The sequence below is a fragment of the Kribbella jejuensis genome (assembly GCF_006715085.1).
Lineage (GTDB): Bacteria > Actinomycetota > Actinomycetes > Propionibacteriales > Kribbellaceae > Kribbella > Kribbella jejuensis.
Genome location: NZ_VFMM01000003.1, coordinates 1 through 22,811, shown reverse-complemented (window position 1 = coordinate 22,811; position 22,811 = coordinate 1). Strand labels below are relative to the sequence as shown.

Genomic DNA, 22,811 nt, shown 5'->3' with positions numbered 1-22,811 from the left:
CGGCTAGATGATCGGCGCTTCGGGTTTGGTCGTGTCGCCGGGGGTTTGGTCGTCGAGGTGGTCGAGTTCGTCGACGGCGATGCGGGTGGTCCAGCGTTGGTCGGGGTCAGGTTGCGGGATGGAGTCGAGCAGGAGTTTGGTGTACGGGTGGGAGGGCTCGTGCATCACCGTCGAGACCGGGCCGCGTTCGACGATCTGGCCCTTGGTGATCACCATGACCTCGCCGCCGAGGTAGTAGACCGTGGACAGGTCGTGCGTGATGAACAGCGTGGTCATACCGTGTTCGCGCTGGAAGTCGAGCAGGATGTCCAGGAAGTGTTTGCGCACCTGGGCGTCCAGCATCGACACGGGCTCGTCGGCGATGATGAAGGACGGGCGCAGCATGTGCACGCGGGCCAGCATGATCCGTTGCCGTTGACCACCTGACAGCTGGTGCGGGTACCGCCCGAGGACGTTCTCCGGTTCCAGCCGGACGGCACGCAGCGACTCCTCGATCAACGCCAATCCGGCGGCGCGGGTGGAGGCGAGCTTGAACTTCTTCACCGCCTTCCACAGCACGCGATCGACCCGGTAGAACGGGTTGAAGATCGCGTACGGGTCCTGGAAGACGGGCTGTACGTCGCGCCGGTACGCGTCGTACTCGGCCCGGCTCAGCTTGAAGATGTCCTTGCCGCCGTACAGCACCGAGCCGGCCGTCGGCTTCTGCAGGCCGAGGACGTTGCGGGCGATCGTGCTCTTCCCGCTGCCGCTCTGCCCGACCAGGCTGACGATCTGCGGTGGTGACGCGGCCAGGCTGAAGCTCACGTCGTCGACCGCGGTGATGTAGCCCTCGGCAACTCCACGGGCATGGAACCGTTGCTGTACACCACGAAGTTCGAGCTCGGACTTCACGAGGCCCTCCTTCCGAACTTCGGGATCGAGTCGATCAGCTGCCGGGTGTACGGGTCCCGCGGGTCCTTGAACACCTGCCGTACGTCGCCCACCTCGACCAGCTGCCCTTCGTACATCACCGCGACCCGGTCCGCGAGCTGCGCGTGCACGCCCATGTCGTGCGAGATCACCATCAGCGTCACGCCGAAGTCCCTCCGCAGATCGGCCAGCGACTGCAGGATCACCCGCTGGATCGTCACGTCCAGCGCGGTGGTCGGCTCGTCCGCGATCACCAGGTCCGGCTCGAGGGCGACCGCGATCGCCATCAGCACCCGCTGCTTCATCCCGCCGGACAGCTCGTGCGGATACATCCGGCCGACGCGCGCCTCCAGGCCGACCTGCTCGAGTAGCCTCGGAATCATCTCGTCCAAGGAATCCTTGCGGGCCGGCGCGTGTTCCAGGATCACATCTTTGAACTGGTCGTGGACGCGCATCACCGGGTTGAGCGAGCTCATCGAGCCCTGCGGGAGGTAGGACAACGCCGACCACCGCAGGACCCGGAGTTGTTCACCGTGCACCTTGAGCAGGTCGACCGGCGAGCGCCCGGCCGGGTGGAACATCACCGATCCCCCGGTCACCTTGCCCGGCGCCTTGAGGAGCCGGAGGAGCGCGACCGCGAGCGTACTCTTGCCGCTGCCGGACTCTCCGGCGATGCCGAGGATCTCACCCCGGCGTACGTCGAGATCGATCCCCCTGACCGCCTTCACATCTCCGCGGTTGGTGGAGTAGACGACCTCGAGGCCGTTCACTTCAAGCACGTTATTCACCGGCCACTCCCCTCAGCCGCGGGTTGTAGACCTCTTCGAGGCCGATGTTCACCATGTTCAGCGCCGCGAACAGCAGCGTCAGCAGGGCGATCGGGACCACGAACATCGGCCACGCCCCGAGCGTCAGCGCGCCGGTGCCGATCGCGTTGAAGATGATCTGCCCGAGGTCGATCACGCCACCGGGCCCGAGGCCGATGATCTCCAGACCGACCAGGCCGAAGATCGCGCCGAGCGCCGACGACGCGAACCCGACGCCGATGAACGGCAGCAGGTTCGGCAGCAGCTCGGTGACGATGATCTCGATGTCGCGCGCCTTGCTGACCCGCGCCAGGTCGACGTACGGCCGGGTTCGCAGCGAGAGCACCTGGGATCGGATCGTCTTGGCCGCGAACGGCCAGGAGAAGATCGAGATCATCACGCCGACCTGGAACAGGCTGACGTTCTTCGCGTACGCCGACAGCGCGATCAGCAACGGGAACGTGGGGATGACCAACAGGATCCCGGTGAACGTGGACAATATCCCGTCGATCCAGCCGCCTTTGTACCCGGCGACGAACGCGACGATCACACCGACGACGGTGGAGATCACGCCGGCGATCGCCCCGATCTGCAGGGACACCGCGAGCGCCTTCACCACCATCGCGAACACGTCCCGGCCGAACTGGTCGGTGCCGAGCAGATGATCCGGCCCGGGAACGAGCCACTTGTCGTACGCCGCCAGCTCGATCGGGTCCTGGCTCCCGCCGATCGCCTTCGCGATCAGCGGGCTGAACAGTGCGAGCAGGACCAGCAGGCCGAGGATGACCAGTCCGGTCGCCAGCCGCCGGCTGTTCCGGATCGTTCGCAGTACCGCGGTCAGAAGTCTCATCGTCATCACTTCCAGTACTTGACCCGCGGGTCGAGCAGCGGGAGCAGGAGATCGAGAAGCAGGACGGCGGTCAGCACCGAGAAGATCGCGATGTCGGTGACACCGAGGATCGTGTTGAAGTCGAGCTGCTGGATCGCGGTGACCAGCGTGGTCCCCAGCCCCGGGTAGTTGAACAGCTGCTCGACGAGCACGTTGCCGTTGAAGATGAAGCCCAGCGAGATCCCGAACGCGGTGATCTGCGGCAGGTAGCAGTTCCGCAGCGCGTACCGGGTCAGGATCCGGCGGCCCTTCAGTCCCTTCGCCTCGGCGTACACCAGGTAGTCCTCCCCGAGGATCGGGATCATCAGCATCCGGGTGGACAGGATCCAGCTGAACGTCCCGATGATCACGATCGACAACCCCGGCAGCAGCCCGTACTTGAGCACGCTGCCGATGAACTCGGGTGTGATGCCAGGGTTGATGTTCGAGTCGTACGCCGATCTGGCCGGCAGCACGCCCATCGAGTACGCGAAGATGTACACCAGGATCAGCGCGACGAAGAAGTACGGCACGTGCGACAGCGCGATCGACAGGTTGGTGGCGATCGCGGAACCGAGCTTCCCGCGCCGCCAGCCGGCGATCGCGCCGATCACCATCCCGAGGATCCACGCCAGGACGGCGGAGATCCCGAGCAGACCGATTGTCCACGGCAACGACCGCAGGATCACGGTCTGCGCCGGAGTCGGGTAGTTGATGAGCGACGGGCCGAGATCACCATGCAGCACGAGCTTCTGCATGTAGACCAGGTACTGCGTGAGCAGGTTGCCGTCCAGCCCGAACTCGTGCTTGTAGCGGGCGATGATCTCCGCACTCGCCTGCGCGTTGTAGATGTAGTTCTGTTGCAGGGACTGGATCAGGGTCTGGATCGGGTCGCCCGGCATCAGCCGGAAGAAGAAGAACGCGATGGTCAACGCGCCCCAGAGTTCCACGACGTACAGTCCGAGCCTGCGGATCGCGTACGCCGCCAGCGGATGCCGGGACAGCCAGGCCCGCACCCCGGTACGGGATGCGGAGTCCTGGCTCTTGTCCACAGCTACCACCGGCGGGGCTTCCGCCGTCACGCCGGTCCCTTCTGCCCGGTGGCGGTGATCTTGCCGAGTACGAAGATGAAGTGCGGCCACCAGTTCAGCGGCACCTCGTACAGGTTGTCGTCGGTCGGCCAGTCCTTCCAGAACGCCGTGTTGAAGTACGACGGGTAGCCGGTCTGGATCACCGACAGCAGCGGCAGGTTCTGGAAGTAGATCTCCAGGGCCTGGTCGAGCAGCGGCTTGGCCTCCGGACTGTTCGGGTCCAGCCCGGCCAGCTTCTGGGAGATCTCGTCGAACTTCGCGTTCCGGAAGCGCATCTTGTTCTTGCCGGCCGCGTTCTTGCCGATCGGCTGAGCCTTGCTGCTCTCCCAGTCGGTGTAGAGCTGCTCGGGGTCGATGGCGAAACCGGCCCAGCTGGAGTCGATGTCGTACTGACCGCGCTGGAACTTCTCGTCGTGCACGTTCCCCGCCAGGCTGCGCAGCGTCGCCGGTACGCCGACCTTGGCCAGGTCGGTCTTCAGGACGTTCGCGATCGCGTACTCGCCACCGTCGACCGGCGACGGCGTGATGATCTCGAGGTTGATCTCCTTGCCCTTGTACATCCGCTTGCCGGCCGCGTTCTTCGGCGCGATCTCGTCGAGCAGCTGGGTCGCCTTGTCCAGGTTGTACTCGAACTTGTACTTGTTCGCGAGGTCGTCGTTCTTCCACTTGTCGTTGGTCGGGTAGTCCGCCCACGGGTACACGGCCGGCGGGACCGGGACCTGCCAGATGGACTTGCCGATCTTCTCCCGGTCCAGGCAGTAGTTGATCGCCCAGTGCATCTTCGGTTCGGCGATCACCCCGCGAGACGGGTCGCAGTTCAGCCACATCACCCGCGGGTTCGGGTCGTGGAACTGGGTGGTCACGAGGTTCGGGTACCCGGTGTTGCGCAGCTGCTTGGCGTGCTGCTCGTCGATCGAGCCGACGTCGAACTCGGCCCGCTCGAACGCGAGCGCGGCCTGGTCGGCCTGCTTGGACGTGCTCTGGAACACGACGTACTGGGGCTTGACGTCGAGTTTGTCCTTGTTCCAGTAGTTCGGGTCCTTCTCCCAGACGAACATCTTCTGGTTCCGGATCGCCTGCTTCAGCTTGTACGGGCCGGAGCGGACCGGCGGGTTGTCCTTGTACTTCGTCGGGTCCTGCGACTTCCAGATGTGCTCCGGCATGATGTTGTTCGGCGCACCCGCGATCGCGGCGATGAAGTTGTAGTGGAACCGCGGCGTCGGCTTGAGGAACTTGACCACGGCGGTCTGCGGGTCCGGTACCTCGATGTCCTTGACGAACTCCTTCAGCTCACCGCCGCCACCGAACAGGTCGGGGCGGTCCTTGAGCAGCATCACGGTGAACTTGAAGTCGTTCGCGCCGAGCGGCTGGCCGTCGTTCCAGTGGGCCTTCGGGTCGAACTTCAGCGTCAGTTCGGTGTGGTCGTCGTTGTACTTGTACTCCGTCGCGAGCCACGGCGTCAGCTTGCCGGTGGCGAAGCTGAGGAAGAACAGCGGCTCGGTGCTGAGCTCGACGCCGGCACCACCGGGCGAGCCGTTCGGGATCATGCCGTTGAAGCTGTCGAACACCGTGTAGTCGACCTGACCGACGATCACCGTCTGGTCCCGTGGGACCGGGATGTTCGCCTTGCCGATCTGGATGGACTTGGTCGCCACGGGCTTGTTGTTCGCGGGCTTGTCGGAGTACGAGCCGCCACCGGAGCAGGCGGCCAGGAACGCGGTCAACGCGGCGGCGCCTCCTCCCATCATGGCTCGGCGGCTCAACTGGTAGCGGACGACATCTGCGACGTCTTCGAACTGCGGGCGCGGCGCATCGTTCATGACGAATGTCACCTCCGTTTACGTTGCGTGGACAGGCGGATCACCGACCGAGAGGTGCCACGGACTATAAGTAGCGTTGACAACGTTGACAAGAGTTCGTTCCCACGTTGAAACCGCAACGTCATATCCGCAGATCAGTCGATATACCAACCTCTGACAACGTTTCTCGCTCTGGGTGACGCCGCAGGCGGAAACGCTTCCAGCCGTCGTCACGCCCCGTGGCGACCGTCCGGAACCGGTCAGTCGTAGATCGCGTCGGTCAGGAGTTCGACGGAACGGTCGGGTTCGTTGAGAACCGCGCGGATCACATGGCGTCGGTCCCAGCGGCCGGCCGCCCAGGCGAGTGCTTTTGCCAGCCCGTCGAACGTCGCGGCGTGCGGCGCGCCGTCGGCGTCCACCCACCACGAGACCTCGACGCCGTCGACCGTCAGCTCGTCGTGCTCCCACCAGGTGGCCGGCACCTCGGGGACCAGTTCGCGGACGATCGGCGGTACGTCGGCCGCGGTACCCGTACCGTCAATCTTGCCGTCGGCAACTTCTTGGGCGAGCGGTACGTCGAACAGGTCGCTGAGCCCGTCCGCAGCTGCCCCGGACCCCACCACGAATCCGCCGAGATCGTGGCGCTGCACCCACATCGGCCCGTCGACGACCACCGCGTGATCGGCGTCCGTGACGCGGGTGCCGCCCTCCGGATCGAGTACGCGGACGTGGTCGGGCGCGTCGCCGGGGAACAGCGCGAGCGTCCCGAGCCGGCTCCAGAGCCGAAGGATCGACGCCTCGTCGACGTCCCGCTCCGGATCGGCAAGCCGTTCGAGCACCAGCGCGAGACCGTCCGCATCCAGATCGCCGACGTCCCGAACCAGCCCGATCGCCGTCCGCACCTCCGGGTCCAGGGCAGCGGTCCAGCCGGGCGCTTCGTCGAGGAAGGTCGCGAGCACCGGCTCTGCGTCGGGGTCAGCGCGGCCGGCCAACTGCTCTACATGTTCGCGGATCCACCAGGCGGCGTACGACGGGACGTCGCGGGGGCGGTCGTCGGGGCCGACGACGCGGACTGGGGTGATGAGCGCGCGGCGTAGGTCGGGGTCGGAGCCCAGTATTTGCAGGGCTTTCGGCCAGTTGGTGATCCAGTCGAGGTCGCGGATCACCTCGATTTCGCCCACGGTCGCGCCGTACGGCGATCCGCCGGGCGCGACGTCGTACACCCAGTCCTCGATCCCGTCGAGATCCCGGAGCGATTCGGGGAGTTGATCGAGCGCGACGTCGGCGGCGGTCACGACGGCGAGAGTGGACAGCACCGCCTCGAGAGCGGGACGGCCGTAGCGGTCGACGAGGTCGTCGGCGATCGGGGCGACCTCGTCGGGGTCGAGGATCGCGTGCGCGGGCGAGCCGGGGATGACGAGGGCGTTCGCGGGGACGAGTTCGCCGTCGGTGTCACGCAGTACGAGATCGGAGAGCCACCACAGACCGTCGGCCTGGGCCGGGTCGGCGGCGACCAGGCTGAGTACGGCGTGGGCGATCGCGTCCGGATCGTCGGCGTCGGCGGAGTGCTCGACGGCCGTACGTACGGAGCTGTCCTCGAGCAGCGTACGCGGAGTCGCGGGAATCGCGCCGAGCCTTTCGAGAGCTGGGGCGACGGCCTCCGGGTGTACGACCCGCACGCCGTACTCACTGAACGCGGCCAACGTGTCGAGCGGAATCTCCGGCCCAGGCAGGAGCAGCCCCCGAGCCCCACGCACCAGCCGCCCGTCAGCAAGCGGTACAGGCAGCGTGCCCAGCGACTCCCTCAGCAACGGATCGGTCACCATGTTCGCCAGTGACACGTACAGCTCCCGCCACCACCCAGGCGACCCCTCTCCCCCAAGCTGATCAACCACCTCAGCCAACTCGAGCCGCCTGACCTGCAACGCGTCCAACACCTGCCGGTCCTCCCGGCGAGCCTGGATCAGCCCCTCGACGATCGGCGCCAACACGCCGTTGAACGCCTCATCAGCGCCCTCGACCACCACAGCATCCTGAGGGCGCAACAGCTCCCCCGAGGCATCAGCCGCCCGAAGCATTGCAGTGCTGGGTAAACGGTGCATGATCTCTTCTCGGACCATTCGGTCCAGGGCGCCTGCCGCGAGGCCGGTGGGTACCAGGCGCAGCACGTCGTCGCCGGACGCAGCACGGTCGTGCAGGAGGTCGGCGTACGCGGTTGCCGCTTCCTGTACGAGGCGGTCTGTGAGCGGACCTTTCGCGACATGGCGGCGGGTGGAGTCGAGCGGGAATGTTGCCAAGAGCAACGCTCCCAACGACAGTGGTTCGTCGGTCGGCGTGGGGGCGTGGAGGACGGTTGGTGGGGTGCGGTCGATGCGTGGGAGGGCCCAGACGACTGACCAGGCCGGGCGGGTGCGTTCTTCGGTGGGGCGGTCGGCGAGGAGTTGTTCGCGTTCGGCGGGAGTGAAGACGCCGCCGGTGCGGTGGACGTACCAGCGGTCCTCGACGTTCTCGAGGAGGCGGCGAGTGTCGTCGGTTTCGATCTCGATGCGTTCGAGTCCGGGGAGCGCGAGGAGGAGGGCATCGTCGGCTTCCGCGAGCAGCCGGCGTACGAGGGCAACCGCAGCCTCGTCGCGCAGCGGGAGGATGACCGCGGTGTCGTACCCGATCGGCGGCTCCCCCTCGGCCTCGAACGGCAGCCGCAGCACCGGCGCCTGACCGTCGCGACGACGGACCTCCGTCTCCAACGAAAGCACGTCTGCGATCGCCGCTGCCGTGTCGGTTTTCGAGAACCGCACGCCACCCGTCCGCGACAACACGACCGGCTCATCCGTCACCGCCAGCACAGCGGAGAACCCTACCCCGAACCGCCCAACAGGCGCGACACGCCCGGCGCCACCCGCGCCACCCGCACCGGCGCCTTCCGCACCCGGCGCTTCTGGACTGGCGGCATCGCGCTTGGCCGATGCGCGCAGGGTCGCCAGGGACTGCACGCCGTCGGCGTCCAGCGGGGCGCCGGTGTTCGCGACCACGAGGGTGTTGTCGCGGAGTTCGTAGCGGATGCGCCCCAGGGTGCCGGCGCGGGTGGCGGCGTCGGCGGCGTTCTGGGCGAGTTCAATGACGACGCGGTCGGCGTACCCTCCGAGGACCAATTCCTCCTCGGCATTCGCATCCTCGCGGAAGCGAACCGGGGAAGCTGCCCAAGCAGCGAGGACCTTCTGGCGGATCTGGGCCGTTCCGAACGCGTCGTCAGTCACGGCGGCAGGCTACTGGAACGGGCACCCCGGGTTCGGTGCGTCCTCGGAGAGCGGACTGCCCGTCGGCAGCACGTACAGGACATCGAGAACGAGAGGCTTCGGCCCGAGGTTCCGCCCGACATGCACATGATCGGACCCGCTCGGCTCCGTGAACGCAGCCCCCGCGCGATACACCCCGTCGGTCTTGCAGTTCGACCCGGAGTGCGTCAACATCCCCGCCTTCACGAACGCGTACAGGGTCCCGTCGTGGAAATGCCAGCCGGTAGTACCGCCCGGCTGGATCGTGATCTCGCGTAGTACGTAGTCCGTCCGCCCGATCGTCGACTTCGAGATGATCGTCGCGGTCACGCCCGAGCTCGGTGTCGCGTCGGCGACGGACGGGACCAGCCCGATCGCCAGTCCCCCGGCAGCCACGGCGGCGAGTACTCCCCGAGTGAACATATTTGTCCCTTCGTTCTATGGTGATCCGGTGATCGCATCCGGCAGTCGGTACGTCGCACTCGGCAGCTCGTTCGCGGCCGGGCCGGGGATCAGCCCGATGGTAGATCTGCCCGCGGGTCGTTCGGGCAACAACTACGCCCACCTGGTCGCCGCCGGCCGCGGTCTCGACCTGGTCGACGTGACGTACTCCGGCGCTACCACCGCGCACCTCCTCGACACCCCGCAGAACGACGCGCCACCGCAGCTCGATGCACTCACCCCCGACACAGCGCTCGTCACGATCACGGTCGGCGGCAACGACCTCGAGTACGTCGGTACGTTCCTGCGCGGCAGCTTCCTCAACACGATCGCGAAGCCGGCCACGATCTTCGGCCGCAGGGTCGCGAACCGGATCCGCGCGCGGGTCAGCTACCTCAAGGACGAAGCGGCGTACCAGACCCTCACGGACTCGCTGACCACCGTGGTCGAGCAGGCCCGCGAACGTTCGCCCCAGGCGCGGATCATGCTCGTCGACTACCTGACCCTGGTCGGACCGGCCACCCGGCCGCGGTTCGACGTACCGCTCAACGAGGAACAGCTGCCGAGCATCGCGATGATGGCCGACGGACTCGCCGCGTCGTTCGCGAAGGCAGCGGCGGCAACAGGGGCGGACCTGATCACCGCGTCCGCTGCCAGCCGCGATCACGCGATCGGATCTCCCGAACCGTGGACGACCGGGTTCACGATGCTGCCACCGACGCTCGGCGGCTTCGTCCCGTACCACCCGAACGCCGCCGGGATGCGCGCGGTCGCCGATCTGATCCTGGCCGAGCTCGACCGATGAAGGTGCGCGAGGCAACGGAGGCGGACGTCGACGCGGCGGTCGACACGCTGACGCAGGCCTTGCTCGACTACCCAATGACCCGCGCGTGCCTCGACCCGGACGGGTACCTCGAGCGGCTCACGCAGTACCACCGGCTGTTCGTCGCCGGCATCGGTCTGCCGCACGGCCGCGTGTGGGTCACGGACGACGTCAGCGCGGTCGCGATCTGGTTCCCGCCGGACATGCCCGCCAAGGTATTCGCGCCGCACGCCGAGGAGTTCAAGCAGCTCGCCGGCTCGAGGGCCGACCTCACCGCCGAGTACGGCCAGGCGATCGCGCTCTTCCACCCCAGAACCCCCGCCTGGCTTCTGGCGCTGGCCGCTGTCCACCCGGACCGTCAACGCCAAGGCCTCGGCCACGCAGTCATCAGCCCCGGCCTGGCGATGGCCGACGCGGCCAACTCCCCCACGTTCGTAGAGACCCAGGACCCCGCCAACGTGGGCTTCTACGAATCCTTCGGCTTCACCGTCATCGCGGAGCTGGAACTCCCGCATAGCGGACCGATGCACTATGCCCTCTACCGCCCAGCCGCCAGAGCTTGAGCTTGCGACGGCGGCCGGCCGGTGTGCTCAGACCGTGCTTGTTCTTGGGGTCCTCGTTGGCGAAGTGGCTCAGCGACACCATCAGGTTGAGGGGTTCCATCGGTCCGTCCTTTCTCGACGTTTACACAGGTACGTCGGAAGCGGACGGGCGATCTTGACACGCGGCGGCTAGAAATCTTCTCCGGTGACCACGACGAGGCGGCGCAGCAGGTCGTCGAGGGTGGTTCGATCGGGTCCGGGGAGGTGGTGGACGAGCTCCTTCTCGACGCGGAGGATGTCGCCGATTCCGCGCTCCCAGAGCTCGTTCCCCTCCGGCGTGAGCGTCGCGACAACCTTGCGGCGGTCGTCGCGGTCGTGCGTGCGTTCGACGTACCCACGACGCTCCAGCGCGTCGAGCCGGTTCGTCAGCGCGGCCGGCGACATGCCCAGCTGCCGGGCGAGCTGCCCAGGCGTCGCTCGGTACGGCGAACCGCCGCGGCGCAGCATGTGCAGCGTCTTGAACTCCCAGAGCTGCAGCCCGTACGTCGCCAGCACGGCCTCCCGCCGGCGCTCGAGGTACCGCGTGAGCACCTGCAGCCGCACCGTGATCCCCTCGACGTCGCGGTCCAGCTCCGGCAGCTCCCCGGACCAGAGGTCGACGTGAGTGTCCACAAAATCCTTCACCCATCCAACTTTTCATCCACTGAAGGTTAGTTGTCAAATCTTTCGACGTCGAAATACAGTGCCCAGCATGAGCCAACTACCAGCCGCCGCGGTCGCCGACGCAGCCGAGACACTGATGCTCGCCGGCCATTGGACTGCCGCCGCCGACCTCCTCGATTCCGCCCAGACCGACGACCCCGGAGAGCAGGAGATCCTCGCGCTCGCCCGAGCGTCCGTTGCCGTCGACCGCGACTTCGGACAACAATCCGACCACGCAACGGCCGCCCTCGGCGCAGTCGCCGAGGACTCGTGGGATCTCGCAATGCTCAAGCTCCGCAACGACTATGCGAACGCCCTCTTCAAGTCAGGCGACCGCGAGCTGCGCGACCGCATGCTGACGCTCATCAAGGACGCCCCCGACGACGCCCGCCTCGGTACGGCGAACTTCTGGGCCGGAGCGATCGCCGACAACCTCTACGAGCAGCCGAACGAAGCCATCGAGCACTACACCCTCGCACTCGAACTCGGCGACGAACTGACGAAGGCACAGGCCCTCCGCCACCTCGGCCACCACTCGCACGCGGCTGGGAACCTCGAGGTCGCAAGACAACAGTGGGAGCGCTCAACCGAACTACTGCAGAAGAACGGCCACTTGCGTCCAACCCTCGCCCAACAGGCCCACCTAGCAATCCTCCTTCGCGACGAGGGCGACACCGCGGGATCAAAGGGCCTCGCGACCGAGGTGAACCGCTGGGCGCAGCAACTGGGCATTCCCTGGCTGGTCGCCCAGACCGAGGAACTGATCCGTTAACCGGACCTGGCTGCGACAGCGAACTCTGCCGGAACGCCTGCGCTGAAAGCGACGTGATCCGGTGCGCGGTCGGGCGGATCGAGACCGACCGATCTGAGCAGGCTGTCCGCGTCCAGCGTGGTCAGCGTCGCGGTGTGCAGGATCCACCGCGGGTGCTGGTTCGGCAGGTACCAGGTCTGCCCGGCGCGGTGGACATGCAGGCCCCATCGGGCGGTGAGGAAGTCCTCCAACGGTCCGGTCGGCAGACGGTCACCCATCTCGACGTCAACGGTCGCGGAGGCGCCGGAGCCTCGTACGGTCGAGGTGTAGTGGTGGCGATTGCGGTCGCGTTCGTGCGTCATCCGCGCCCACCGGTACGGCAAGCCGAACACGCTCCGGGCGGCCGCGACGACAGCCAGCCGGTTCGCATCGAGGCTCAGGAAGACGACACCACGCCGGCCGGTGTCGTCGACGGAGTACAGCCGGATGTTGGTCTCCAGGAACGAGCCGAAGTACGGCACACCTGGACCCACTGGCAGGCCGGTGTCGACCATCCGGAACGGCACGAGGCCGACGTACGTTCGCCCCTCGAAGGTGTCCGGTCGCGTACCCGGCGGGAAGAAGTGCGCGAGCTGATCGGGCTCGAAAGCCCAATGCACAAAGGTCAGATCGAGCCACCGCTGCCGCAGGATCCGCGGCCGCGGCAGCACAGGTGAATCCGGCCAGCTCACGCCGGCTCACTCAGCCTCCGGCCGCACCTCACACGTCGGCCGACCGTCGTTCAGCTCGCACACCAGGAACCCGCCGGTGCCCGGTTTCCACGGCATCACCGCGTCACCCACGAGCAGCGCGTCCAGCGTCTGGAGCTCCGGGTCCCGCTGCTCGGCATGATGCCGGTACCCGGCCGCGCCGAGCGCCAGCGCGATCGCCATCCCGAGCAGGTTCACCTCGGTCGGTCGGTCCGGAACCGTGGTCCCGTCCACCGGTTCCAGCTTGATGCCGTGGTCCGGCACCTCGACGATCCGTGCGACGTATTTCATGAGGTCGAGCGTAGCGGTCAACGGCTGTCCGGTACTGCTTCTAGCGTTGCCGGCATGGAGTTTCGAGCAGAGGTACCGCAGGCGGAGTTGGACGAGTTGCAGCGCCGGCTGGACGCGGCGCGCTGGCCGGACCAGTTGCCGGACGCGGGTTCGTCGTACGGCGTGGAGCTCGGCCGGCTGCGCGACGTGACCGAGTACTGGCGGACGGCGTACGACTGGCGCCGGTTCGAGAAACGGCTGAATACGTATCCACAGTTCGTGACCGAGATCGACGGGCAACGGGTGCACTACCTGCAGGCCGGTCGTGGTACGCCGTTGTTGCTGCTCCACGGTTGGCCGGGCGCGGCGTCGGACTACCTGGACGTGATCGACGCGCTCGCGAAGGACTTCACCGTGGTCGTGCCGACGATGCCCGGGTTCGGGTTCAGCGGCGTGACGACCACGAGCGGCTGGGGTGTCGACCGGATCGCGCGCGCCTGGATCGCGTTGATGGAGCAGCTCGGCTTCTCCCGGTACGGCGTCCATGGGTACGACTGGGGCGCCCGGATCGGGCCGGCGCTGGCGCGGATCGTGCCGGAGCGGGTGATCGGCCTGCACCTCGACGGGTACTTCGTGTTCCCGCAGGGCGAGGAGCTGACCGAGGCGGAGCAGCAACGGCTGAGCGGGCTGGATCGTTGGCAGAACGAACGATCCGGGTACGCCGCGATCCAGAGCACCCGCCCGCAGACGCTCGCCTATTCGTTGCTCGACTCCCCGATCGGGCAACTGGCCTGGAACCTCGAGTGGTACGACGACTACGGTCACCGAGAAGGTGCCGTCAGCAACGATCAGATCCTCGACACCGTCACGTTGACCTGGTTGACGCGGACCGCGGGATCGCAGGCGAGGCTGTACCGCGAAGCGCAGTCGGCGTGGGGCGCGCAGGTCCGGTACTGTCCGGTACGCACCGGCCTCGCCGTGTTCCCGAACGACAGCACGGTCCGCCGGCTCGTCGAGCGGGAGTTCGACGTCGTGCACTACACCGAGTTCGACCGCGGCGGGCACTTCGCGGCGCTGGAGGTCCCCGGGCTCGTCGTCGAGGACCTCCGCGCCTTCTTCGCGAAGCTCTGAGGGGCTACCGCACGCCGAGCAGGTGCTCCATCGCGAGCTGGTCGAGCTTCTCGAAGCCGAGCCCGCGATCGGCCAGTGCGTCGCGGTCGTACTTCTCGTTGCGGAGGTCGGCCAGGGACTCGCCCTCGCCCAGGGTCGGCTCGGACAGCTCCGCGACCCGCGCCGCGGCCAGCGCCTCGGCGACCTCGGGGTCCGCACGGAACGCCTTTACCTTGTCGCGCAGGATCAGGTAGTTGCGCATGCACGCCCGGGCCGTCTCCCAGACGCCTTCCTCGTCCTCGGTCCGCGGCGGCTTGTAGTCGAAGTGGATGTGACCCTCGTACGCCGGGTAGGTGCCCGATCCCTGCAGTGCGTCGACCGTCCAGAACGCGCCGCGCAGGTTGCCGGCACCGAACCGCAGGTCCTGGTCGAAGCGCGGACCGTGCTGCCCGTTGAGGTCGATGTGGTACAGCTTCCCGTGCCACAGCGCCTGGGCGATGCCGTGCGCGTAGTTCAGGCCGGCCATCTCCTCGTGCCCGACCTCGGGGTTGATGCCGACCAGTTCGGGGTCGGCCAGGTCGTTGATGAAGGCAATGGCATGGCCGATCGACGGCAGCAGGATGTCGCCGCGCGGCTCGTTCGGCTTCGGCTCCAGCGCGAACCGGATGTCGTAGCCCTGCTCGCGGACGTACGCGCAGAGCAGGTCCATCGACTCCTTGTAGCGGTCCAGCGCCGCGCGGACGTCCTTCGACCCGCCCGACTCGGCACCTTCGCGGCCGCCCCACAGTACGTACGTCGTCGCGCCGAGCTCGGCTGCCAGGTCGACGTTGCGCAGCACCTTGGCCAGCGCGTACCGCCGTACCTGACGATCGTTCGCGGTCAGGCCGCCGTCCTTGAAGACGGGGTGGCTGAACAGGTCGGTCGTCATCATCTCGACGCCCAGACCGGTCTCGGCGAGCGCCTTCTTGAACCGCTCGAGCACCTGGTCACGGGTGCTGTCGTCCGGTACGACGTCCTGATCGTGGAACGTCACCGCGGCGGCGCCCAACTCCGCGAGCTTCTCGACCGCGTGCACCGGGTCCATCGCCGGGCGTACCGCGGTACCGAAGACGTCGACGCCTCGCCAGCCGACGGTCCACAGCCCGAAGGAGAACTTGTCGTCCTTGGACGGTGTGTAGTCAGTCATCCTGCAATCTCCTGCCATTGACGTGAGTTCGAACTGGCCTCGACCGCGGCCAGCACGCGCTGGACCTGCAGCCCGTCGGCGAACGACGGCGCCGGGTCGGTGCCGTCGGCGATCGCCGTGACCAGGTCGACGGCCTGATGGGTGAACCCGTGCTCGTACCCGAGCAGGTGGCCGGGCGGCCACCACGCGCCGACGTACGGGTGGTCGGGTTCGGTGGCGAGGATGCGGCGGAAGCCCGCCGTCCGCGCGTCGTCTCCTGCGTCGTAGTAGTGCAGGAGGTTCATGTCCTCGAAGTCGAACGCCAGACTGCCTTCGCTGCCGTTGATCTCGATCCTGATCGCGTTCTTCCGGCCGGTCGCGAACCGGGTGGCCTCGAACACGCCGAGCGCGCCGCTGCGGAACGTCGCCAGGAACACCGCAGCGTCGTCGACGGTCACCGGACCGCGTTCCGTGCCCGCCGTACCGGAAAGCCCGGAGTGCTCCGCGGCCACCGGACGTTCCTTCACGAACGTCTCCAGCCGCGCGCTGACCTCACCGATCGTGTCGCCGGTGATGTACTGCGTCATGTCGACGATGTGCGCGCCGATGTCGCCGAGCGCACCGGAGCCGGCCTTGGCCTTGTCCAGCCGCCAGGACAGCGGTGCCTCCGGGTCGGCGATCCAGTCCTGCAGGTACTGCGCGCGGACGTGCCGGATCGTCCCGATCTTGCCCTCGGCAACGAGCTGCCTGGCCAGTGCGATCGCCGGCACTCTGCGGTAGGTGAACCCGACCATCGACCGGATCCCCTTCGCCTTGGCGGCTTCCGCCGCGGCGGTCATCGCCTCGGCCTCTTCGACGGTGTTCGCCAGCGGCTTCTCGCACAGCACGTGCTTGCCGGCCTCGAGGGCGGCGATCGCGATCTCCGCGTGGCTGTCGCCCGGCGTACAGACGTCGATCAGCTGGACGTCGTCGCGACTCAGCAGCTTGCGCCAGTCGGTCTCGGTCTCCTTCCAGCCGAGCTTGACTCGTGCTGCTTCGACCGCGTCGGCGTTCCGGCCGCAGAGGACGTTCAGCTGCGGGTCGAGGGGCAGGTCGAAAAAGCGCGGTGCGCTCCGCCAGGCCTGCGAGTGGGCCGCGCCCATGAACGCGTAGCCGATCAGGCCGATGCCCAGGTCACTCATCGGCGTCCTCGCTTCGCTCCGGGCGCCGATGAGGCACGAGTCGACTGTATTGAATTGATGACCTCACTTCGTTCGGTCATGACTCTCCTAGCTGTGTCGGGTCGGCGAATACTTGATCGAGACAGATCTGCGCGCCGCCGCGGACGGCTGCGCCGAAGCCCAGGTCGGAACGGACCACCCGGCAACCGCCGCCCTCCGGCGCGAGCACGCGTCCGCGGAGCGCCTTCTCCAGCGGTTCTTCCAGCCACGGTCCGAGTACGGCGAAGTACCCGCCGAGGACGAGCACCGCCGGGTTCAGGATGTTCACCAGGATCGCGCCCCCGATGCCCAGCCAGGTACCGACGTCCTTCAACGCGTCGAGGGTCCGTACGTCGCCCGCCTCGGCGCGCTGCACGATGCCGGCCAGTCGCTGCTCGACGTCCAGCGACGGATCCCGGACCGGGTCGTCGCGATCCGTTGCCTTGCGCAACAATGCGGTCAGGCCGACGACGGTCTCCCAGCAACCGGTACGGCCGCAGCCGCAGGTCTGCCCGGGCGGCGCGACCGGCATGTGGCCGACCTCGCCGCTGTAGCCGTGCGCGCCGCGGAGCAGTTGGCCGCCGGAGACCACGCCACCACCGACACCGACGGCGCCGGTGAGGAGTACGAGATCGTGCTCGCGCAGTTCGGCGTACGCGGCCAGGGTCGCGAGGTTCGCCTCGTTCTCCACATGCAGCGGGTACGTCGGTTCGCCGAGGCGGGCGCGCATTTCCTTGGCGACGGACACTTCTGTCCAGCCCAGGTTCGGGGCGAGCTTCAACTCGCCGGTCTCGCCTTCGACCAGACCCGGTACGGCGAGCGTGACGCCGGCCAGTTGCCCTTGGCGTGCATGTACCGCGGCGACGGCTTCTTGGACGAGTTCGGCGAACCGGTCGAGGGTTGTGTCGGGTCCGAGGTGCGCGACGTCCACCGGTACGCGCTTCTCGAACACGACGTTGCCGGTGAGGTCGAGGGCGACGACGGCGAGGTAGTCCACGTTGATCTCGGCGCCGACTCCGCAGACGCCGGTGCCGTCGAGTTCGACGAGCTGTCCCGGGCGGCCGAGGGCGCGGCTGGAGTCAGCGGAGCCCTCGCGGAGCAGGCCGCGATCGACGAGCTCGGCGACCAGGCTGCTGACGGTGGCTTTGTTGAGACCGGTCTCCTCGGCGATCCGTGCTCTCGAGCGCGGGCCGAGGTCGTGGACATGCCGGAGTACGACCGAGAGATTGTTGCGGCGCAACGTCACGTGATCGGCGGCAACACCCCGAATCGCCATGGCGGCAACCTCTCCGTCGACTTTGTCTGTTGATCCAACAAACTAAGTTCAGGCTGGTTTGACGTCAAGAGGTCCGTTGCAGTGAAGTTCTTGCAGATTGTTGCCGGACTTTTGCCGACTAGAACAGCTCCATGCTGTCGGCGGTGGCGGTGATGACCGGGCTGTCGAAGTACAGGCGGCAGGCGATGGCGTGGCCGGCACAGGTGAGCAGTGACGGGCCGGCCGCGTCGACGACCCGGTACGCGACCGGGTGTTCGCAGCGCTCGACCTCGCCCACGTTCTCGCGGCCGCAGCCGAGCACGTGGCAGGTGGCGGTCTCGCCCATGTTCATCAACGTCAGGCCGTGCTCGGGGCAGACACCCCAGCCGACACCGCACGCCTGGCCTTCGTTCGCCGCGAGCCGGACGAGCTTGCCCGCGGTGACTTCCAGCTTGCTGGCGATATCGCGGAACGTCGTCGCGGCCTGGTCGAGCTCTCGGCGGAACCGCCGCAGCTCGACGGACTCGGGCATGTTCTGCGTCGCCGCGTGCAGGTCCTCGGCGAGCGTCATCGCGGCGACCGCGATCTCGTCGACCCGGACCGGGGTGTTGAACTGGCGCAGCGTCGTCCCGTTCGGGTCCCGTGGACGGTCGCGAACCTCGGACAGCCACTCCGACTTCGGCGGCTTGATCTCGGCGATCTGCTGCCCCGAACGCCACTCGGCCGGTGCACCGAGGTTAGCGGCTGGTTGCGGACCGTGACCGTTGGTGGTTCCGTTCGTACTCGCGGTCCCGTTCACCGGGAGCCGGTTGTCCTCCGCAGTCCGCCCGTTCATGCAGCCTCACTCGTCCAGTCCCCTGTGGTGCCTCGGTGGCCGATCGTGCCACGTGTCCGGTACCCAGGACCAGAGGAAAAATGATGGTGTCACCCACCGTTCCCCCAGCCTCGCGGACAGCAACAAACAACCCCCGGACAACGTGAGACTTCCCCGCAAGCGCGCCCCCGAATCACACCGTTCGACTTACCCAACGCGATCTTTGCATTTCCCCACACACCGTCATCAGCCCATCGCAGACGGATGCTCCGTCGATCCCCCGGTGTGGGCGCGACGACGTCGGCCGATCTTCGCCCAGGCCCAGATGAGCGCGCCGCGTGCGCTGCGCGGGCCCCTCAGGTTCACCGGGCCTGGAGCCAGCCAGCCAGGGCCACACAACTGCCGCAGCAACACCTGCGCGCGATCTCCTCCCCCGCGTCGCCGACCCGCGCACGCAGCGTCACGATCCCCTCCAGCTTCGCTCCCGTCTGGCTGAACCGCACCCCTCCGGTCTAACTGAGCCGCACCCTTGCTCGTGGCCGGACCACACCCCTCCGGTCCGGCTCACCCGCACCATCAGCTCGTGGCCGGACCACACCGCTCCGGCCCGGCTGAACCGCACCGTCCGCTCGTAGCCGGACCACACGCCCTCCGGTCCGGCTGAACCACCCCCGTCCGCCCGTGGCCGGACCACACCGCTCCGGCCCGGCTGAACCGCACCCCTCCGCTCGTAGCCGGACCACACGCCCTCCGGTCCGGCTGTACCACCCCCGTCCGCCCGTGGCCGGACCGCACCCCTCCGGCCCGGCTGGACCACACCCCTCCGGTCCTGCCGACTGCATCCGGGAACGCAAAGCCCCGTCGGTCCGGATCCGTTTGAGCTTGTCGAGTTCTTGCGGCGAGACGCCTCCGTCACGGCGCAGCGTCGCGCTCACCGAAACGGCGTCGACACAGCCGCGAGGCGACGTACCCGACCGCCGGCTGACCGCTCGCGCCTCCACCGCCCTAGCCCGCGGTGGCCAGCGCGAACCCTCCGGTGAAGCCACATCCCGACCACGCCGACCCCACACGCGGGCGTCACGCCGGCGTACCGGCGTACCCGCGTACCGGCGTACCAAAGGGCTTAGGGGTCGTAATGCTGGACGGCGCCCCCAGCAGACAAATCGACGAGGGTGTGTGCGAGGGACCGCGCATCGGCCACGACCTCGTCGAGATCCATCGTGGTGAGCCGGCGATCGCGTACGACAATCTGCCCGGCAACGAGGACCGTGACGACGTCGCTGGCTCTGACCGAGTACACAAGGGCCGCCCGCGGATCGTGGAGCGGCTGGTTGTGCGGTCCGCTGAGATCCACGAGCGCCACGTCGGCCTGATGGCCGACCTCCAGCACGCCCACCTTGCCCGTGAGACCTGCCGCCGCCGCACTCCCCCTCGTCGCGAGACGGAGCGTGTCTGAGATCGTCATCCACTCGGCGTCGTTCTCGCGTTGCTTTTGGGTGAGAGCGACCATGCGGATCGCCTCCCAGACGTCGAGCGTGTTGTGTACCGCGGCGCCGTCGGTCCCGACACCTACGCTCACACCCGCTGCCTGGAGTCCCTTGATCGGCGTGACCTCACCCATCGCGAGCTTGAGGTACACCTTCGGACAGGACGCCACCGCCGTACGGTCGGCGTACCGCTCCAGGATTGCGAGATCAGTCACCCGGATCCCGCACCCGTGCGCGATCAGTACGCCGGCATCGAGCACCCCGGTACGCTCGAGCACCTGGATCGGCGTGGCCCCGTACTTGTCCAGCGACGCCTGCGTCTGGTCGTCGGTCTCCGCCGCGTGCAGGTGGATCCGGAATCCCTCGTCCCGCGCGACCTCCGCCGCACGCCGCAAATCGTCCTCGTTCACCGTGTACGTCGCATGCGGCCCAAGGCACGCGGTGATCCGCGGATGCAGACGCGCGAGCGCACGGGTCGCATCGAGGGCTGCCTCGGTCCCCTTCTCCATCGAGGAAAAGAAGGTCGGCGCGAGGTCCGCCCGGATGCCCGACTCGATCGCGGCTGCGGCGATCTGGTCAGCGTGGAAGTAGTGATCGACGAACATGGTCACGCCACCGAGCAGCATCTCCGCACACGCCAGCCGCGCGCCGACCCGCACCCGCTCCGGCGTCAGGTTCACCTCCATCGGCCAGATGCGCTGGTTGAACCAGTCCTCGATCGCCAGATCCTCCGCGGCTCCGCGCATCATCACCATCGGACTGTGCGTATGCGAGTTCACCAGTCCCGGCATTGCCAGCAGCCCGGTCCCGTCGATGACCTCATCCGCTTGGTCGCTCGGATCGGTGGGGGTGATCGCAACGATCAGGTCATCCTGGACGTGGACGTCCTGCGCATCGTCGACGCGGCACTCCCCCTGCTCCGGAACGACAAGGACCGAGACGTTACGGATCATCAGTCGCGGCATTCGTCCTCCTGACTGAGCTGTGTACGGCAGTCTGATCGATCCGAGGGTCCACCCGATGTGTCCCGTTCGGGTCAACGCGGAACCTGAAGCCGTGAGGCGTGGTCCATTCGATGGTCCTGTCGTCAACCCGGCGCACGCTCCAGCCACGGGCATGCGTCTTCACCCGATGCCCGAACCGCCCCAGTGGCGCAAGATTGGCCGTACTCGTCTGCCCAGGTGGACCGAGTGGGTCGTAGGGCTCGATGTGGTCGAGGTCGATGGTGTTGGTCGTTTCGCGGGTCCCGTACGGGAAGAGTTCGACGGGGTGGATGAGCTTGACGCGTTCGCGGATGCGGGTGGGGATCTCGTAAGCGTTCACGCTGACGGCGTCGTTGAGGTCGATGACGGGTTTCACGACGTACGGTCCGTGGCCGATGAGTTCGCTGAGTTGGGCGGCCAGAAGAGGTCCAATACCTTCGGCGCGTAGTACGCCGGTGCCGGTCGCGAGGGTGTGATCGGTCAGATGCACCACGACCTCGGTCTTCCCCGGACGTATCTGTCCGTTGTCCGCGCCGTCCCGTCGGCCGCGCCGGCTCGGTTCGCGATAAGCGTCCTGCTTGACCTGCGCGAGCCGGGCGCGGAGGGCTTGGAGCGCCGCAGGAGTCATCGGCGCACCTTCAGCCGGATCGCGCCGCGGATCCAGGCCGCCCACTCGCGCATCGAAAGGATCCGAAACCGGCTCGCGATCCTCGGGCCCAGCAGCCTCCAACCACTCATCATCCGGCGGCCCGAACTGCTCCAGCAGGCCACCTGCTGCGCCCCTGCCCGCAGCCGCGCCACTGAACCCCAGCCCGCCGGAAGCATCTCCGCCGGAAGCGGGCCCGCCAGCAGCAAGCCGGGCAGGAGCAGGACGGCCACGAGCAAGCCCGGCGAAAGTAGCTCCTGTGGGGACGGGCCCAGGCGAAGCAGCCCCAGCCGCAGCAGCCCCAGTCGAAGCAGCCTCGGTCGGAGCGGGCCCCGCCGGAGCGAGCGCGGCGGCAGTAGGCCCGGCGGGAGCGGGCCGAGTGGGACCGGGTCCGGCAGGAAGAGGTCGGGTCGAAGCAGCGCCAGCCGGAGCGGGCGCGGTGGCAGTCGGCCGAGCAGGAACAGACCCGGCGGGAACAGGGCCAGTCGAAGGGGGCTCGGTCGAAGCAGGCCAGGAGGGAGCAGGCCAGTCAGGACCAGGCCCGCCAGGACCGGGCTCGGACGATGCCTGCGCGGCGGGAGCGGGCTCGGCTGGAGCGGGGCGCGCCGCAGCAGACTCAGTTGGAGCGGGCTCGGTGAGAGGGGGCTGGATGGGGGTTTGGTGTGCTTGGGTGAGGAGTTCTTGGGTGAAGCGGGGGTCGGGGAGGATGCCTACGGCTTCGGCTCGGCGGTGTTGGAGTGGGCGCGTGTCGCCGAGGGCTTTGAGGGCTTCGGCGATGTTGGTGATGGCGGTGTCGTGGCGGTTGACGGCGGCTGCGGGGGCTTTGATGTAGATGGTTTTGTTGCCGTGTTTGTCGCCGCGGCCGACGTACACGCCTCGGTCGTCGGCCGCCTCGGCGGTCTCGTCGGCGGCGCGTTGCGGGTCGGCGTACTGCTTGGCGGCTTGGGTGATCTTCTCGAGACGGTACGGGGAGATCGTGTCGATGATCGCGGCGACGCGGCGGTCGACGTACTCGGCTGCGGCGTGGTCGAGTTTGGTGCAGGCGCGCACGATCTGCCTGGCTTTCCATGGGGTGGCCTCGCCTGCCTGGATCCGGGCCCAGGTCAGCGGGAACCGGTGGCGCAGGGCG

Annotated in this window: 21 protein-coding genes; 5 read left to right on the top strand and 16 right to left on the bottom strand. The window is 67.7% G+C overall.

Annotation, left to right across the window (positions count from 1 at the left end; all coding sequences use genetic code 11):
* Positions 1-3: 3 nt before the first annotated feature.
* The 7 genes from FB475_RS27820 to FB475_RS27790 form a co-directional block, all read right to left on the bottom strand.
* Complete coding sequence (locus FB475_RS27820) at positions 4-891, bottom strand: ABC transporter ATP-binding protein (protein WP_141859906.1); 888 nt, start codon at positions 889-891, stop codon at positions 4-6.
* On the bottom strand, positions 888-1,697 hold the full coding sequence (locus FB475_RS27815; protein WP_141859904.1) for an ABC transporter ATP-binding protein: 810 nt from the start codon (positions 1,695-1,697) through the stop codon (positions 888-890). Before FB475_RS27815 ends, FB475_RS27820 begins: the two co-directional genes overlap by 4 nt.
* Positions 1,690-2,565 (bottom strand): ABC transporter permease, encoded by an 876-nt coding sequence (locus tag FB475_RS27810; RefSeq protein WP_238332478.1) that lies wholly within the window; start codon positions 2,563-2,565, stop codon positions 1,690-1,692. Before FB475_RS27810 ends, FB475_RS27815 begins: the two co-directional genes overlap by 8 nt.
* Positions 2,566-2,570: 5 nt before the next feature.
* Complete coding sequence (locus tag FB475_RS27805; RefSeq protein WP_141859901.1) at positions 2,571-3,665, bottom strand: ABC transporter permease; 1,095 nt, start codon at positions 3,663-3,665, stop codon at positions 2,571-2,573.
* On the bottom strand, positions 3,662-5,494 hold the full coding sequence (locus tag FB475_RS27800; RefSeq protein WP_141859899.1) for an ABC transporter substrate-binding protein: 1,833 nt from the start codon (positions 5,492-5,494) through the stop codon (positions 3,662-3,664). The genes FB475_RS27805 and FB475_RS27800 overlap by 4 nt, the downstream gene beginning before the upstream one ends.
* A 239-nt stretch (positions 5,495-5,733) precedes the next feature.
* Entirely contained in the window at positions 5,734-8,727 is a 2,994-nt protein-coding gene (locus FB475_RS27795; protein ID WP_141859897.1) for a sacsin N-terminal ATP-binding-like domain-containing protein, read from the bottom strand.
* Between the two features lie 9 nt (positions 8,728-8,736).
* Positions 8,737-9,168, bottom strand: a complete 432-nt coding sequence (locus tag FB475_RS27790) for a cupin domain-containing protein (protein ID WP_141859895.1) — start codon at positions 9,166-9,168, stop codon at positions 8,737-8,739.
* A gap of 28 nt (positions 9,169-9,196) precedes the next feature.
* Between FB475_RS27790 and FB475_RS27785 the strand changes: the two genes are divergently transcribed.
* Both FB475_RS27785 and FB475_RS27780 read left to right on the top strand, forming a co-directional pair.
* Positions 9,197-9,991, top strand: a complete 795-nt coding sequence (locus FB475_RS27785; protein ID WP_202878559.1) for an SGNH/GDSL hydrolase family protein — start codon at positions 9,197-9,199, stop codon at positions 9,989-9,991.
* Positions 9,988-10,572 carry a GNAT family N-acetyltransferase gene (locus FB475_RS27780; RefSeq protein WP_141859891.1) on the top strand — a complete coding sequence of 195 codons (585 nt, stop codon included), beginning with the start codon at positions 9,988-9,990 and terminating at the stop codon, positions 10,570-10,572. The genes FB475_RS27785 and FB475_RS27780 overlap by 4 nt, the downstream gene beginning before the upstream one ends.
* A gap of 168 nt (positions 10,573-10,740) precedes the next feature.
* Here FB475_RS27780 and FB475_RS27775 read toward each other — a convergent pair whose 3' ends face one another.
* Positions 10,741-11,235, bottom strand: coding sequence for a MarR family winged helix-turn-helix transcriptional regulator (locus FB475_RS27775; RefSeq protein WP_238332477.1), 495 nt, complete (start codon positions 11,233-11,235; stop codon positions 10,741-10,743).
* 67 nt (positions 11,236-11,302) lie between these two features.
* On the opposite strand from FB475_RS27775, the gene FB475_RS27770 reads away from it, so the two are divergent.
* Complete coding sequence (locus FB475_RS27770) at positions 11,303-12,025, top strand: tetratricopeptide repeat protein (RefSeq protein ID WP_141859889.1); 723 nt, start codon at positions 11,303-11,305, stop codon at positions 12,023-12,025.
* Here FB475_RS27770 and FB475_RS27765 read toward each other — a convergent pair.
* Both FB475_RS27765 and FB475_RS27760 read right to left on the bottom strand, forming a co-directional pair.
* Positions 12,022-12,735: a YqjF family protein gene (locus tag FB475_RS27765; RefSeq protein WP_202878558.1), complete on the bottom strand. Its 714-nt coding sequence runs from the start codon at positions 12,733-12,735 to the stop codon at positions 12,022-12,024. The genes FB475_RS27770 and FB475_RS27765 overlap by 4 nt on opposite strands.
* A 6-nt stretch (positions 12,736-12,741) precedes the next feature.
* A complete protein-coding gene (locus tag FB475_RS27760) occupies positions 12,742-13,044 on the bottom strand; it encodes a hypothetical protein (RefSeq protein ID WP_141859887.1) in 303 nt (100 codons plus the stop codon).
* Positions 13,045-13,098: 54 nt separating this feature from the next.
* Here FB475_RS27760 and FB475_RS27755 point away from each other — a divergent pair, with 54 nt between their 5' ends.
* Positions 13,099-14,154, top strand: a complete 1,056-nt coding sequence (locus FB475_RS27755) for an epoxide hydrolase family protein (RefSeq protein ID WP_141859885.1) — start codon at positions 13,099-13,101, stop codon at positions 14,152-14,154.
* Between the two features lie 4 nt (positions 14,155-14,158).
* Here FB475_RS27755 and xylA read toward each other — a convergent pair whose 3' ends face one another.
* The 6 genes from xylA to FB475_RS27725 form a co-directional block, all read right to left on the bottom strand.
* Positions 14,159-15,319, bottom strand: coding sequence for a xylose isomerase (xylA, locus tag FB475_RS27750; RefSeq protein ID WP_141859883.1), 1,161 nt, complete (start codon positions 15,317-15,319; stop codon positions 14,159-14,161).
* Positions 15,316-16,479, bottom strand: coding sequence for a Gfo/Idh/MocA family protein (locus FB475_RS27745; RefSeq protein WP_141859881.1), 1,164 nt, complete (start codon positions 16,477-16,479; stop codon positions 15,316-15,318). Before FB475_RS27745 ends, xylA begins: the two co-directional genes overlap by 4 nt.
* A gap of 76 nt (positions 16,480-16,555) precedes the next feature.
* Positions 16,556-17,773 carry an ROK family transcriptional regulator gene (locus FB475_RS27740; RefSeq protein ID WP_141859879.1) on the bottom strand — a complete coding sequence of 406 codons (1,218 nt, stop codon included), beginning with the start codon at positions 17,771-17,773 and terminating at the stop codon, positions 16,556-16,558.
* A 118-nt stretch (positions 17,774-17,891) separates the two neighbouring features.
* The gene (locus FB475_RS27735; RefSeq protein WP_141859877.1) at positions 17,892-18,587 is read right to left on the bottom strand and encodes a hypothetical protein; all 696 of its coding nucleotides are present in this window, start codon (positions 18,585-18,587) and stop codon (positions 17,892-17,894) included.
* Between the two features lie 1,102 nt (positions 18,588-19,689).
* Positions 19,690-21,018 (bottom strand): amidohydrolase, encoded by a 1,329-nt coding sequence (locus tag FB475_RS27730; RefSeq protein WP_141859875.1) that lies wholly within the window; start codon positions 21,016-21,018, stop codon positions 19,690-19,692.
* A complete protein-coding gene (locus FB475_RS27725) occupies positions 20,996-21,664 on the bottom strand; it encodes a hypothetical protein (protein WP_141859873.1) in 669 nt (222 codons plus the stop codon). The genes FB475_RS27730 and FB475_RS27725 overlap by 23 nt, the downstream gene beginning before the upstream one ends.
* A 684-nt stretch (positions 21,665-22,348) precedes the next feature.
* Here FB475_RS27725 and FB475_RS27720 point away from each other — a divergent pair.
* On the top strand, positions 22,349-22,811 hold a 463-nt coding region (locus FB475_RS27720; RefSeq protein ID WP_202878557.1), incomplete at its 3' end, for a hypothetical protein.

Coding starts and splice junctions, on each gene's coding strand:
- FB475_RS27810 (WP_238332478.1), bottom strand. CDS start 2,565: ATGAGACTTCTGACCGCGGTACTGCGAACGATCCGGAACAGCCGGCGG.
- FB475_RS27740 (WP_141859879.1), bottom strand. CDS start 17,773: ATGGCGATTCGGGGTGTTGCCGCCGATCACGTGACGTTGCGCCGCAAC.
- FB475_RS27760 (WP_141859887.1), bottom strand. CDS start 13,044: ATGAAATACGTCGCACGGATCGTCGAGGTGCCGGACCACGGCATCAAG.
- FB475_RS27735 (WP_141859877.1), bottom strand. CDS start 18,587: ATGAACGGGCGGACTGCGGAGGACAACCGGCTCCCGGTGAACGGGACC.
- FB475_RS27755 (WP_141859885.1), top strand. CDS start 13,099: ATGGAGTTTCGAGCAGAGGTACCGCAGGCGGAGTTGGACGAGTTGCAG.
- FB475_RS27790 (WP_141859895.1), bottom strand. CDS start 9,168: ATGTTCACTCGGGGAGTACTCGCCGCCGTGGCTGCCGGGGGACTGGCG.
- FB475_RS27725 (WP_141859873.1), bottom strand. CDS start 21,664: ATGACTCCTGCGGCGCTCCAAGCCCTCCGCGCCCGGCTCGCGCAGGTC.
- xylA (WP_141859883.1), bottom strand. CDS start 15,319: ATGACTGACTACACACCGTCCAAGGACGACAAGTTCTCCTTCGGGCTG.
- FB475_RS27770 (WP_141859889.1), top strand. CDS start 11,303: ATGAGCCAACTACCAGCCGCCGCGGTCGCCGACGCAGCCGAGACACTG.
- FB475_RS27745 (WP_141859881.1), bottom strand. CDS start 16,479: ATGAGTGACCTGGGCATCGGCCTGATCGGCTACGCGTTCATGGGCGCG.
- FB475_RS27780 (WP_141859891.1), top strand. CDS start 9,988: ATGAAGGTGCGCGAGGCAACGGAGGCGGACGTCGACGCGGCGGTCGAC.
- FB475_RS27730 (WP_141859875.1), bottom strand. CDS start 21,018: ATGCCGCGACTGATGATCCGTAACGTCTCGGTCCTTGTCGTTCCGGAG.
- FB475_RS27800 (WP_141859899.1), bottom strand. CDS start 5,494: ATGAACGATGCGCCGCGCCCGCAGTTCGAAGACGTCGCAGATGTCGTC.